Origin of the sequence: Amnibacterium kyonggiense (genome assembly GCF_004364555.1) — a bacterium.
GTDB lineage: Bacteria > Actinomycetota > Actinomycetes > Actinomycetales > Microbacteriaceae > Amnibacterium > Amnibacterium kyonggiense.
In genome coordinates, this window is sequence record NZ_SOAM01000003.1 from 434,809 (window position 1) to 447,396 (window position 12,588).

General features: G+C 73.9%; 12 protein-coding genes and 2 riboswitches. Of the genes, 5 read left to right on the plus strand and 7 right to left on the minus strand.

Annotated features, from left to right (window positions below; genetic code table 11):
• Nucleotides 1-105 precede the first annotated feature (105 nt).
• Complete coding sequence (locus CLV52_RS15335; protein ID WP_246018172.1) at nucleotides 106-1,164, minus strand: ABC transporter permease; 1,059 nt, start codon at nucleotides 1,162-1,164, stop codon at nucleotides 106-108.
• 237 nt (nucleotides 1,165-1,401) lie between these two features.
• Between CLV52_RS15335 and CLV52_RS15340 the strand changes: the two genes are divergently transcribed.
• From CLV52_RS15340 to CLV52_RS15350, 3 genes are read left to right on the plus strand one after another with little or no spacing between them, the layout of a single operon-like run.
• Nucleotides 1,402-2,178: a CPBP family intramembrane glutamic endopeptidase gene (locus tag CLV52_RS15340; RefSeq protein ID WP_133767222.1), complete on the plus strand. Its 777-nt coding sequence runs from the start codon at nucleotides 1,402-1,404 to the stop codon at nucleotides 2,176-2,178.
• Nucleotides 2,175-2,972, plus strand: a complete 798-nt coding sequence (locus CLV52_RS15345; RefSeq protein ID WP_133767223.1) for a GNAT family N-acetyltransferase — start codon at nucleotides 2,175-2,177, stop codon at nucleotides 2,970-2,972. The genes CLV52_RS15340 and CLV52_RS15345 overlap by 4 nt, the downstream gene beginning before the upstream one ends.
• 11 nt (nucleotides 2,973-2,983) lie before the next feature.
• The gene (locus tag CLV52_RS15350; protein WP_133767224.1) at nucleotides 2,984-3,529 is read left to right on the plus strand and encodes a 2'-5' RNA ligase family protein; all 546 of its coding nucleotides are present in this window, start codon (nucleotides 2,984-2,986) and stop codon (nucleotides 3,527-3,529) included.
• Between the two features lie 68 nt (nucleotides 3,530-3,597).
• On the opposite strand, the gene gcvP is transcribed toward CLV52_RS15350, so the two are convergent.
• From gcvP to CLV52_RS15370, 4 genes are all read right to left on the minus strand, one after another.
• The gene (gene gcvP / locus CLV52_RS15355; protein WP_133767225.1) at nucleotides 3,598-6,513 is read right to left on the minus strand and encodes an aminomethyl-transferring glycine dehydrogenase; all 2,916 of its coding nucleotides are present in this window, start codon (nucleotides 6,511-6,513) and stop codon (nucleotides 3,598-3,600) included.
• Nucleotides 6,510-6,884: a glycine cleavage system protein GcvH gene (gcvH, locus tag CLV52_RS15360; protein WP_133767226.1), complete on the minus strand. Its 375-nt coding sequence runs from the start codon at nucleotides 6,882-6,884 to the stop codon at nucleotides 6,510-6,512. The genes gcvP and gcvH overlap by 4 nt, the downstream gene beginning before the upstream one ends.
• Nucleotides 6,881-8,053, minus strand: coding sequence for a glycine cleavage system aminomethyltransferase GcvT (gene gcvT, locus CLV52_RS15365; protein ID WP_133767227.1), 1,173 nt, complete (start codon nucleotides 8,051-8,053; stop codon nucleotides 6,881-6,883). Before gcvT ends, gcvH begins: the two co-directional genes overlap by 4 nt.
• A gap of 58 nt (nucleotides 8,054-8,111) precedes the next feature.
• Nucleotides 8,112-8,203: riboswitch (glycine riboswitch) on the minus strand.
• Between the two features lie 3 nt (nucleotides 8,204-8,206).
• A riboswitch (glycine riboswitch) is annotated at nucleotides 8,207-8,322 on the minus strand.
• Nucleotides 8,323-8,412: 90 nt separating this feature from the next.
• On the minus strand, nucleotides 8,413-9,018 hold the full coding sequence (locus tag CLV52_RS15370; RefSeq protein ID WP_133767228.1) for an LON peptidase substrate-binding domain-containing protein: 606 nt from the start codon (nucleotides 9,016-9,018) through the stop codon (nucleotides 8,413-8,415).
• Nucleotides 9,019-9,209: 191 nt separating this feature from the next.
• On the opposite strand from CLV52_RS15370, the gene CLV52_RS15375 reads away from it, so the two are divergent.
• The gene (locus CLV52_RS15375) at nucleotides 9,210-9,806 is read left to right on the plus strand and encodes a GNAT family N-acetyltransferase (protein WP_133767229.1); all 597 of its coding nucleotides are present in this window, start codon (nucleotides 9,210-9,212) and stop codon (nucleotides 9,804-9,806) included.
• Nucleotides 9,807-9,841: 35 nt separating this feature from the next.
• Here CLV52_RS15375 and CLV52_RS18525 read toward each other — a convergent pair whose 3' ends face one another.
• Together CLV52_RS18525 and ychF are read right to left on the minus strand one after the other, a co-directional pair.
• Nucleotides 9,842-9,991, minus strand: coding sequence for a hypothetical protein (locus CLV52_RS18525; protein WP_162850882.1), 150 nt, complete (start codon nucleotides 9,989-9,991; stop codon nucleotides 9,842-9,844).
• A 116-nt stretch (nucleotides 9,992-10,107) separates the two neighbouring features.
• The gene (ychF, locus tag CLV52_RS15380) at nucleotides 10,108-11,178 is read right to left on the minus strand and encodes a redox-regulated ATPase YchF (protein WP_133767230.1); all 1,071 of its coding nucleotides are present in this window, start codon (nucleotides 11,176-11,178) and stop codon (nucleotides 10,108-10,110) included.
• A 44-nt stretch (nucleotides 11,179-11,222) separates the two neighbouring features.
• Here ychF and CLV52_RS15385 point away from each other — a divergent pair, with 44 nt between their 5' ends.
• A complete protein-coding gene (locus CLV52_RS15385) occupies nucleotides 11,223-12,551 on the plus strand; it encodes an MATE family efflux transporter (RefSeq protein WP_133767231.1) in 1,329 nt (442 codons plus the stop codon).
• Nucleotides 12,552-12,588 lie beyond the last annotated feature (37 nt).

The window sequence follows — 12,588 nt, forward strand, 5'->3', positions numbered from 1 at the left end:
CGGCGGTGCGGCCGCCCGCTGGGTGGGCCGGAGCCCGGCGCCGGGAGACGGGTGGCAGCCCGCCTCCGACGCACGACTGTGGGGCGCGATGCGCGCCGGGACGGCTCATCGGCCGCCCGCCTTCGGGTCGAGCGCGTCGCGCAGCCCGTCGCCGAAGAGGTTGAACGCCAGCACCGTGATGAAGATCGCGAGGCCGGGCAGGAAGATGTAGAAGGGGTCGACCTGGATGTACCCGCCCGCGTCGGAGAGCATCTGGCCCCAGGAGGGCGTCGGGGGGATGACGCCGACGCCGAGGAACGACAGGCCCGCCTCGCCGAGGATGTTGTTCGGGATCGAGAGGGTCGCGTAGACGAGGATCGGCCCGACGAGGTTCGGCGCGATCTCGCGGAACATGATCCGCGCGTTGCCGGCGCCGAGGCTCCGAGCGGCCTCGACGAACTCCTTCTCGCGCAGCGACAGCACCTGGCCGCGCACGATGCGGCCGATGTAGGGGAACGCGAAGAAGCCGAGCACGAAGACGATCACCGCGTACCGCAGGAACGACGACGTGCTGATGATGCCGGAGACCGACACGAGCGCGAGCGAGAAGAGCAGCGTCGGGAAGGACAGCAGGACGTCCATGATCCGCGACAGCACCGTGTCGACCCAGCCGCGGTAGAACCCGGAGATCACGCCGGCGAGGACGCCGAGGACGAGCGAGAGCACGGTCGCGAGCCCGGCGATGACGAGCGAGGTGCGGGCGCCGTACAGGAGGTTGGTCAGCATGTCCTGACCGGACAGCGGGATGACGCCGAGCCAGTACTTGCCGCTCACGCCGCTGAAGTCGCCGACGGGCAGACCGGTCAGGGTGTCCAGGACGTCGTTCGGCGGCGTGTTGTGCGCGGTCGCGTAGGTGTCGCCGGCGCGGCCCGTGATGTTCGCGTAGGCGGTCGCGATCGGATCGGCGAACACGGCGAGGAGGATGAACAGGACGATCACGACGCCGCCCGCGAGTGCGAGCTTGTCCCGCTTGAGGTGGCTCCACGCGATCGCCCAGAGGGACCGGCCGGCGATGTCGGACGAGGTGGCGTCGGGCGACGGCTCGCCGTCGCCCTGCAGACCGGAGCCCGACAGCCCGTCGTCGGCCGCGACGGCCTCGAACTCGGTCGGTCCGCTCAGTGACACGCCTGATCCTCCCGAGGTGGATTCGCGGCACTCGTCGCCGCGCCCCCGGATGGGGACGCAGGTAGCGTACGTACGACGGGTCCCCCTACAAAACCGGTGAAGAATTCGTTACATGTCGGAAATGGTTCGGGTCGCCCATCGGCACTTCGGCGACACATCCGTGCCCGGAGCGCCCGGATCACGCATGATCGTTGCGTCCGGCCGCCGCTGCGGCGCCCTCCCGAACCTGACCACACGATGACCGGCCGTCCGATCGCGGTCCCGGTCGAGCGGTCCCTCCGACCCGCGCGGCCCGGTGTCGAGCTGCTGCTCGTGCTCGGGGTCAGCCTCGGGCAGTCCGCCGTCTACTCCGTGCTCTCGCTCGCGGACGCCCTCACCCGCGGACCGCTGAACCAGCAGACGCAGACCCTGAACCCGCAGCAGAACGACCGCGTCGTGTTCGACCTCATCGAGCAGGTGCTGGCGATCGCCTTCCCGCTCGTGCCCGTCGCGCTCGCCCTCTACCTGATGGGGCCGGGCGTCCTGCGGCGAATCGGCCTCGACGCCCGGCACCCCGGCTTCGACCTCGGCGGCGGCATGCTGCTCGCAGCATGCATCGGGATCCCCGGGCTCGCCCTCTACTTCGGCGCCGTCGCGCTGAACCTCAACAGCAACGTCGATACCTCGGGCATCGGGCCGCAGTGGTACGCCGTCCCGGTCCTCGTCCTCTCGGCGCTCCGCGCGGCCCTGCAGGAGGAGGTGATCGTCGTCGCCTTCCTCGTCGACCGCCTCGGCATGAAGGGCTGGCGGTTCTGGGCGGTGGTGCTGACGAGCGCGCTGCTCCGCGGTTCGTACCACCTGTACCAGGGCTTCGGCGGCTTCGTCGGCAACGCGGTGATGGGCGTCGTCTTCGTGCTCGTGTACCGGCGCTGGGGGCGCCTCGGGCCCCTCGTGGTCGCGCACTTCCTCCTCGACCTCGTGAGCTTCGTGGGGTACGACCTGCTCAAGCAGCTCGCCCCCGGCCTGCTGCCGTGAACCGCTCCCTCGCCTTCGCGACCGACGTCGCGCTCCGGGCCGCAGAGGGCGCCGAGGTGGAGCGCACGACGGCGGGCGTCGTGGTCCGGATGGGGTCGAACCCCGGGTTCCGCTGGGGCAACTTCCTCCTCGTCGACCGGGCGGGCTCGCCCGGGGCCCGCACCGCCGAGCACGCCGCGGCCTTCCCCGGCGCGGGCTTCACCACGATCGGCGTCGACGCCCCCCACGCCGCGCTCGACGAGGGCGCGTGGCTGTCGGCCGGCTTCACGATCGAGCGCCTCGCGGTGCTGACCTCCCGCGGCGCGATCAGCGCTCCCGCGGCCGGCGTGCGGCCGCTCGTGTCGGACGAGGACTGGGCGGCCGAGCAGCGGATCGCGCTCGCGCTGGAGGACGCCCCGGACGAGGATCACCTCGCCTTCGTCCGTCGTCGCACGGCGGAGCGGCGCCGCGCGGTCGAGGCCGGCCGCATCGTCTGGCTCGGGGTGGAGGTCGCGGGTGCCGTCGTCGCGACCGCCGGGATCGCCGACGCGGGCGATCGCATCGCGCGGTTCCAAGACGTGCAGACCGACGCCGCCCACCGGCGGCGCGGCCACGCCTCCGCCCTGATCGCCGCCGGTGTCCGCATCGCGGCCGACGCCTTTGGCAGCGCCCTCTTCGTCCTCGTCGCGGAGCGGGCCGGCCCCGCGATCGGCCTCTACCGCCGCCTCGGGTTCGGCGAGGTCGAGACCCAGCTGCAGCTGAGCCGGGTCGATCCGCCCTCCGCCTCCCTGGGCGCTGTCGGGGGCGCCGCGTAGCGTCGAGCCCGATGGTGCAGAGCATCGAGCTGCTGGTCGACGAGGACGCGGAGTCGGCGCTCCGCGGGTCCTGGGCGGCGCTCGCGGACGCGGGCCTGCCGAGTCTCGCGACGCACGCCGGCGACTCGAACCGCCCGCACGTCACCGTCGCGGTGACGGACGGCACGGGCTTCGAGGCCGCGGTGGACGCGCTCCGCGCCGTCGTCGAGGGCTGGGACCTCGCGCGGGCGGGGCTCGCGGCGGTGGTCGGCTCGCCGGTGCTGTTCGGCGGGCACCGGCACCGCTGGGTGCTCGCCCGGCAGATCGTGCCGAGCCGGCCGCTCCTGACCCTGCACGCCGCCGTGCACCGGGCGCTCGCGCGACACGCGGCGGACGCGCCGGTGGTCGAGCAGACGCTGCCGGACCGCTGGACGCCGCACGTCACCCTCGCCCGCCGCGTCCCCGCCGACCGCCTCGGCGAGGCGCTGGCCGCGGTCGAGATGGAGCCGCTGCCAGTCCGGTTCACCGGCGCCCGGCTCTGGGACTCGGTCGAGAAGACCGTCACGCCCCTGGTCTGACGCCTCGGTTCACGGATACGGAGATACGGGACGCTTCGCGCCGCCGATCTCCGTATCCGTGAACCGGGCTACTCGAAGGCGCCGGGCGGCGGGCAGGCGCAGACGAGGTTGCGGTCGCCGTACGCCTGGTCGATGCGGCGCACCGGCGGCCAGTACTTGCCGCGGACCGCGCGGAGCCGCCCCTCGCCGTGCGTCGCCGCCTCGAACGGGTACGCCGCCGTCTCCCGGGAGTAGGCGTGCGGCCACACCGTGTCCGTCACCGCCCGCGCCGTGTGCGGCGCGCCCTGGAGCGGATTGTCGTCCGCCGGCCACTCCCCCGCCGCGACGCGGTCCGCCTCCGCCCGGATCGCGAGCATCGCGTCGACGAAGCGGTCGATCTCCGCGAGGTCCTCGCTCTCCGTCGGCTCGACCATGAGCGTGCCCGGAACCGGGAACGACATCGTCGGGGCGTGGAACCCGTAGTCGATGAGCCGCTTCGCAACGTCGTCGACCGTGACCCCGGTCTCCGCGGTCAGCGGGCGGAGGTCGAGGATGCACTCGTGGGCGACGAGGCCGCCGTCGCCCCGGTACAGGACCGGGAAGGCGTCGCCGAGCCGGGCCGCGACGTAGTTCGCGGCGAGCACCGCGGCGTCGGTCGCGTCGCGCAGGCCGTCGGCGCCCATCATGCGGACGTACGCCCACGAGATCGGCAGGATGCCTGGCGACCCGAACGGCGCCGCCGAGACCGGCGCGCCCCCGAACCGGCCGGGGCCGCCCTGCACCGCCTGCTGCGCGAACGGGTGGCTCGGCAGGTGCGCCGCGAGGTGCGCCTTCGCCGCCACCGGACCGACGCCCGGGCCGCCGCCGCCGTGCGGGATGCAGAACGTCTTGTGGAGGTTCAGGTGGCTGACGTCCCCGCCGAAGTCGCCGAAGCGGGCCCGGCCGACGAGCGCGTTGAGGTTCGCGCCGTCGATGTACACCTGGCCGCCGGCCGCGTGCACCGCGTCGGTGACGGCCCGGATCTCGTGCTCGTAGACGCCGTGCGTCGACGGGTACGTGATCATCAGCGCGGCGAGGTGCTCCGCGTGCGCCGCCACCTTCGCGCGCAGGTCGTCGAGGTCGACGTTGCCGAGCTCGTCGCACGCGACGACGACGACCTTCAGCCCGGCGAGCACCGCCGACGCGGCGTTCGTGCCGTGCGCGGAGGACGGGATGAGGCAGACCGTGCGGGCCTCGTCGCCGTTCGCGCGGTGGTAGCCGCGGATCGCGAGCAGCCCCGCGAGCTCGCCCTGGCTGCCGGCGTTCGGCTGGAGGCTGACCGCGTCGTAGCCGGTCAGGTCGGCGAGCCACCCCTCGAGCTGCCCGATGAGCTCGAGCGAGCCGGCGACGTCCTCGGCGGGCGCGAACGGGTGGAGGTCCGCGAACTCCGGCCACGTCACGGCCGCCATCTCGGTCGCCGCGTTCAGCTTCATCGTGCAGGAGCCGAGCGGGATCATGCCGCGGTCCAGCGCGTAGTCGAGGTCGGCGAGGTACTTGAGGTACCGCATCATGCCGGTCTCGGAATGGAACGTGTTGAACACGGGGTGCGTGAGGTACTCGGAGGTGCGCTCGAGGCCCTCCGGCACGTGCCGGAACTTCGCGAGCGCGAAGCCGGACGACTCCTCGAGCGGCAGCCCGAAGGCCGACAGCAGGGCGTTGAACGGCGCGTTCGCCGTCGTCTCGTCGAACGAGACCGCGACGGCCGTGTCGTCGACCTTGCGCAGCCAGAGGCCGGCGTCCCGTCCGCGGGCGAGCACGAGGTCGGCGTCCTCGACGTCCGCGACGAACGTGTCGAAGAAGGATCCCTTCCGGACCCGGACGCCCTTGCTCTCGAGCACCGTCGCCGCCCGATGAGCCGCCGTGTCCACCCGCTCCGCGATCCGCCGCAGCCCGGACGGCCCGTGGTAGACGGCGTACATCGACGCCATCACCGCGAGCAGCACCTGTGCGGTGCAGATGTTCGAGGTCGCCTTCTCGCGGCGGATGTGCTGCTCCCGCGCCTGCAGGCTCAGCCGGTAGGCGGGCTGGCCGTCCGCGTCCTTGGAGACGCCGACGAGCCGGCCGGGCAGCTGCCGCTCGAGGCCGGCGCGCACGGCCATGAAGCCGGCGTGCGGACCGCCCATCGCCATCGGGACGCCGAATCGCTGGGAGGAGCCCACGGCGACGTCCGCGCCGAGCTCGCCCGGCGGGGTCAGCAGCGTCATCGCGAGCAGGTCGGCCGCGACGACCGCGAGGCCGCCGCGCTCCTTCGCGCCCGCGAGCACCGCGGACGGGTCCCACACGCGCCCGGACGCGCCGGGGTACTGCACGAGCACGCCGAACAGGTCGCCCTCCGGCAGCCCGTCGGCGGCGAGGTCCGCCTCGACGAGCTCGATGCCGACGGCCTCGGCGCGGCCCGCGAGGACCGCCTTCGTCTGCGGCAGGGCGTCCGCGTCGACGACGAACCGCGCCGTCTTCGCGCGGGAGGCGCGCCGGGCGAGCAGCATGCCCTCGACGACGGCGGTCGCCTCGTCGAGCATCGAGGCGTTCGCCGTCGTGAGGCCGGTGAGGTCCGCGACCATCGTCTGGAAGTTGAGGAGCGCCTCCAGGCGGCCCTGCGAGATCTCGGGCTGGTACGGCGTGTACGCCGTGTACCAGGAGGGGTTCTCGAGCACGTTCCGCTGGATCACGGCCGGCGTGATCGTGCCGGAGTACCCGAGGCCGATCATCGAGGTGCGGACCGTGTTGCGGGCGGCGAGCGCCCGCAGCTCGGCGATCGCCCGCCGCTCCGTCGCGGCGGGCGGCAGGGCCGAGGGCGCGTCGTCGGCGAGCGCGATCGCGGACGGCACGGCGCGGGCCATCAGCTCGTCGGTCGAGTCGACGCCGACCGCGGCGAGCATGGCCGCCTGCGCATCGGGCGTCGTGCCGATGTGCCGCCGCTGGAACGCGTCGTGCTGGACGACGCGGCGGGTCACGAGGTCGGTCATGCGGCTCCCGTCAGGGCGTCGTACGCGGCCTTGTCGAGGAGGTCGGGGAGCTCGGTGAAGCGCACCTTCAGCAGCCAGCCGGCCCCGGTCGGGTCGCTGTTCACGATCTCGGGCGAGGACGACACGGCCTCGTTCACCTCCACGACCTCGCCGGAGACCGGGCAGAACAGCTCGCCCACCGACTTCGTGGACTCGAGCTCGCCGACGACCTGGCCGGCCTCGACCGTGTCGCCGACCGCCGGCAGCTCCGCGTAGACGATGTCGCCGAGCTGGTCGGCGGCGTAGCCGGTGATGCCGACGGTCGCCACGTCGCCGTCCGCGTCGACCCACTCGTGGTCGGACGTGTACTTGAGGTCCTGCTCGCTGGTCATGCGCGGGCCTTTCGGGAGTAGAAGGGCAGGGGGACGGTGGTCGCGGGCAGCGCGGTGCCGCGGACGTCGATGGCCAGTCGGCCGTCGACGGCGTCGCGGTCGACGTACGCCATCGCGATGGGGTGGCCGAGGGTCGGGCTGAGGGCGCCGCTCGTGACGACGCCGACCTCGCGGCCGGGGCCGGATCCGTCGGGGTCGGGGTCGAGGGCGAGCACGCGGTAGCCCGCGCGGCCGGCGCGGCGTCCCTCGGCCTGCAGGCCGACGAGGACGCGGGTGCCGGCGGCGTCCGGAGACTCCACGGCGGCCCGGCCGACGTAGTCGGCGGCCTTCTCGGCGCGGACCAGCCGGCCGAGGCCCGCCTGCTGCGGGGTGGTGAGCGCGGTGAGCTCGTGCCCGTAGAGCGGCATGCCGGCTTCGAGCCGGAGGGTGTCGCGGGCGGCGAGGCCCGCGGGCACGAGCCCGGAGCCGCGGCCCGTGCTCATCAGCACGTCCCAGAGCCGGGGCAGGAGGGCGGGCGCGGCGTAGAGCTCGAAGCCGTCCTCCCCCGTGTAGCCGGTGCGGGCGACGAGGACGGGGTGGCCGTCCCACTTCGCGCGGAGGAACCGGTAGTTCCGCAGCTCGGCGAGCAGGCCGCGGAACCGCGCCTCCGTCGGGTCGTCGTCGTCCGCCGCGAAGCCGGGGACCTCGAGGAGGATCTCCCGCGCCTTCGGCCCCTGGATCGCGATGAGGCCGATGTCGTCGGTCTCGTCCTGGACCTCCGCATCGAACCCGACGACCCGGTCGCGGAGGTGCTGGACGACGACCTCGCGGTTCGCCGCGTTCGCGACGACGAGGTAGCGGTCGTCGCCGGTGCGGTACACGACGAGGTCGTCCTCCACCCCGCCGCCGCCGTTCAGGAGGAGCGTGTACTTCGCGCGGCCGATCGCGAGCGTCGACAGCTCGCCGAGGAGCGCGGCGTCGAGCGCGGCCGCGGCGTCGGGGCCGAGCACGAGGATCTCCGCCATGTGCGAGAGGTCGAACAGGCCGGCCGCGCGGCGGACGGCGTGGTGCTCGGCGAGATCGCCGCTGTAGCGCACCGGCATGGTCCAGCCGGCGAACTCGGTGAACGCGGCGCCCGCGGCGACGTGGACGTCGTGGAGCGGGGACGGAGTCGGGGTGGAGTCGGGCACACGGGCTCCTCGCGGATCGTGGACCGGGCCGACGGCGTCGGACCGGCTGGTGCTCCCCCTCTGTCATGGCGCCTGAGAGATTCGGCCGCTGCGGCCTTTCCCCGTCGGCGGGAGCCCCGCGTCCGGTGGACGCGGCTCCGCTCTCCAGAGCGGCCTGCCGATGCGGTGCGTGGACCTGAGAGATTCCGGGGCGGTTGCTCCTACGGTGCCGTCACAGCGGTGGACCACTGCTCGATCCCACGCTGCGCCGACTCTCCCGCATCGGCCGTACGGCCGGTGTGTTCGGTTGTGGGCGCCATGCTACCGACCCCTCCGACAGCCGCACCTCCCGCATCGCCTCGGAAGTCGATGCACCGCGCTCAGACGCCGTAGAGGGTCTCCGCGTCCTCCACGAGGTCGATCGTGCGGGACAGGAGGCGCTCGATGGACGGCGAGCGCAGGAGGTCGAGCTGGTCGAGCGGGCCGAACGGCGCGATCGCGGCGAGCTGCCACGCGGCGGCGGCCGGGTCGTCGTCGAGCACGATGTCGGGCGGCCAGCGGAGCTCCTCCCCCGCCTCCTCCGCGAGCTTCAGGACCCGCCGCACGAGCAGGTCGGCGCGCGCCAGCAGCGGTGCGAGGTCGTCGGACCACGCGGGCTCCTCGAGGTCCGTGACCTCGGCCCGCGGGTAGGGCGCGTCCTCGAGCCAGCGGTCGACCCGGATGCGTCGGACCCCCTGCGCGATGAGGAGGATCGCCTCCCCCGAGGTGTCGAGGCTGCCGACCTGCGCGACCGTGCCGATGTCGGTGCGCACGTCGCCGCCGCCGACCTCCTGCCCCCGCTCGATCAGCGTGACGCCGAACTCCGCGGGCTCGTCCGGGAGGATGTCGCGGAGCATCGCGAGGTAGCGCGGCTCGAAGACCCGCAGCGGCAGCGGCATGTGCGGCAGCAGCACGGAGCCGAGCGGGAACATCGGGATCGCGGTCATCGGGTCAAGTGCAGCACGGATCCGCGGCCCCGGCTGCCCTGCGTCCAACGGATCACCTCCGGCGGTCGCGCCCGCTGAGGCGCCTCCGCGAGCGAGCCGTGCGAGGTCCGTATATACGCAGGGAGCGACCCGCGAAGCGCGACACGCGCTCCGCGTGCACGGATCGTGGTGCGGCTGTGCACACTGGCGGCGTGTCCTCGACCGCTCCGCTCGGCGCGTTCTTCGCCCACCGCTGCGCGGAGGACGTCGATCTGGTGCTGCGCGAGCTGTTCACCACGGTCGAGATGCACGAGCTGGTCGTCGCGAACCTCGAACGGCTCCGCCGCTGGGAGGAGTGGGCGCAGCCCGAGCCCACCCTGCCCCGCACCTTCGAGTACACGCGACGACGGCTCGACGACTTCGTCGCCGGCCGGGCGCTCCCCTGCGCGATCCGGTTCCGGGGCGAGCTCGTGGGCGCGGTGGAGCTCGACATCGACCCGGTCGCGTCCACCGGGGCGATCGGCGTGTGGGTCTCGGCGGACGCGGAGGGCCGCGGTGTCGCCCGGAGCGCCTGCGAGGCGGTGCTCGACCACGCCTTCGGATCCGCCCGTCTCACGCGGGTCGAGGCGCGCATCGCGACCGCGAACACGCGGAGCCGTCGCCTCGCGGAGCAGCTCGGGTTCACGCTCGAGGGCACACTGCGGCGCGCCCATCAGCTCGGCGGCGAGCACCACGACCTCGCCGTCTACGGGATGCTGGCCGAGGATCGGGAGGCGGTGCGCAGCGGCGCCCGCCGCACGGCGGCCTGAGCGACCACCCCGCACCGCGTCGGGCCCGGCGCCGGTCAGGGACGCGGCTTGTCGGGGACCCAGATCACTATCCGCGTGCCGCCCTCGAAGCGCTCGAACTGCTCCACGCGCGCGATGTCGGTCTCGGGGTCCGGGCGCTCGGGGAACAGCCGGCGGACCTTCGAGTCCTCGTCGTCATCAGCCACGGATTCATGCTCCCGCCAGGGGAAACACGCCGTGCACGATCTGTGGCCCCAGTCCGGGGCGCACGCCGGCGCGTCGGACCGCCGCCGGTCGAGCGGCGTGCTGGGTCGGGCGGCGATCAGCCGTGGCGCCACTCCACGACGTCGCCGTCCTGCATCACGTACTCCTTGCCCTCGATGCGGGCGCGGCCGCGGGCGCGTGCCTCTGCGATCGATCCGGCGTCGACGAGGTCGTCGAAGCCGATCACCTCGGCCTTGATGAACTTCTTCTCGAAGTCGGTGTGGATGACGCCCGCCGCCTCCGGCGCGAGGGCGCCGCGGCGGATCGTCCACGCCCGCGACTCCTCCGGTCCCGCCGTCAGGTAGGTCTGGAGGCCGAGGGTGTCGAAGCCGATGCGGGCGAGCTGGTCGAGCCCGCTCTCCTCCTGGCCGGTGGAGGCGAGCAGCTCGGCCGCGTCCGCCGGGTCGAGGTCGATGAGCTCGCTCTCGATCTTCGCGTCGAGGAAGACGGCGGGCGCCGGCGCGACGAGCTGTGCGAGCGCGGCCTTGCGGGCCTCGTCGGTGAGGACCGCCTCGTCGACGTTGAAGACGTAGAGCACCGGCTTCGCGGTGAGCAGGCCGAGGTCCTTGATCGGCGCGGTGTCGATGCCGGAGGCGCTGAGCCGCACGCCCCTGTCGAGCGCCGCCCGCGCGGCGCGGATGGTGTCGAGCACCTCCTGCGGCGTCTTCCTGCCCCGCACCTCCTTCTCGACCCGCGCCTCGGCGCGCTCGAGCGTCTGGAGGTCCGCGAGGATCAGCTCGGTGCCGATCGTCTCGAGGTCGCCGGCCGGGTCCACGCCGCCCGCGACGTGGACGACGTCCGGGTCGGCGAAGCCGCGGACCACCTCGGCGATCGCGTCCGCCTCGCGGATGTTCGCGAGGAACTGGTTCCCGAGGCCCTCGCCCTCGCTCGCGCCCTTCACGATCCCGGCGATGTCGACGAAGGACACCGCCGCGGGCACGACCTTCTTCGAGTCGAACAGTCCCGCGAGCACGGCGAGCCGCGGGTCCGGCAGGTCGACCACGCCGACGTTCGGCTCGATCGTCGCGAACGGGTAGTTCGCCGCGAGCACGGTGTTCTTCGTCAACGCGTTGAAGAGCGTCGACTTGCCGACGTTGGGCAGGCCGACGATGCCGATGGTGAGAGCCACGGCCGACAACCGTAGTTGCGCCCGCGGCTCGCTACGGTCGGAGGATGGTCGCGCTGCGCTCCCGCCACGACCGCGCGATCGCCTCGCTCGCGATCCCGAGCCTCGGCGCCCTGCTCGCCGAGCCGCTCTTCGTCGCGACGGACACGGCGCTCGTCGGCCACCTCGGCGCGACCGCGCTCGGCGGCCTCGGGGTGGCGGGCACGATCCTGCAGACCGCGGTCGGCCTGCTGATCTTCCTGGCCTACGCCACGACGCCGGCGGTGGCCCGGCGAATCGGTGCGGGCGACCGGCGGGGCGCGGCGCGCGCCGGCGTCGACGGGCTCTGGCTGGCGCTCGTCATCGGCCTCGTGCTCGCGGTCGGCGGGACGCTGCTCGGGCCGACGCTGATCGGGCTGTTCGGCGCGGCGCCGGCCGTGGAGGACGCGGCGGTCGCCTACCTGACGATCGCGGTCTGGGGGCTGCCCGGCATGCTCGTCGTGGTCGCAGCGACCGGGTTCCTGCGCGGCCTCCGCGACGCCCGGACGCCGCTCGTCGTGGCCGTCGCCGGGTTCGCGGTGAACGCCGCGCTGAACGCGGTCCTGATCTACGGGCTCGGCTGGGGCGTGTGCGGGTCCGCGGCGGGGACGGTCGTCGCGCAGACCGCGATGGCCGTCGTCCTCGTCGCCGCCTGCGCGGGGCACGCGCGCCGAGCGGACGCCTCCGTCCGGCCCGGGCTCTCCGGGGTGGTGGGCGCGGCGCGGGCGGGCGGCTGGCTCCTCCTCCGCACCCTCACCCTGCGCATCGCGATGGTCGGGACGGTGGTCGCGGCGACCGCGCACGGCACCGTCGCGCTCGGAGCGACGCAGATCGTGTTCTCGCTCTTCGCGATCGTCTGGCTCGCCCTCGACGCGCTCGCGATCGCCGGGCAGGCGATGATCGGGCACGCGCTGGGCGCGGCCGACGTGCCGGAGGCGCGCGAGGTCCTCCGCCGCCTCCTCGAGCTCGCCGTCGCCGCGGGCGCCGTCCTCGGCGTCGTCGTCGCGACGCTCGCGCCGGTGCTCGGGCACGTCTTCACCGCGGACCCCGCGGTGCTCGCCGCCGTGCCGGGCGCCGTGCTCGTGATGGCGCTCTCCCTGCCGCTCGGCGCGGTGGTCTTCGCGCTCGACGGGATCCTCATCGGCGCCGGCGACGGGCGGTACCTCGCGCTCGCGGGCGTGCTCAACCTCGTCGTCGCGCTCCCGCTGCTCGTCCTGGTCGCCGTCTCGCCGCTGCCGGCCGCCGCCGCGGTCGCCGCCGTGCAGGCGGTGTTCGGCGTCGCGTACATGGCGATGCGCGCGCTCACGCTCGGCCTGCGGATCCGCACCGGGCGCTGGGCCCGGGCGGGTGCGGCCTGACGGCCGGCCCGCCGCGGGGAATCACACCGGTGTCGGA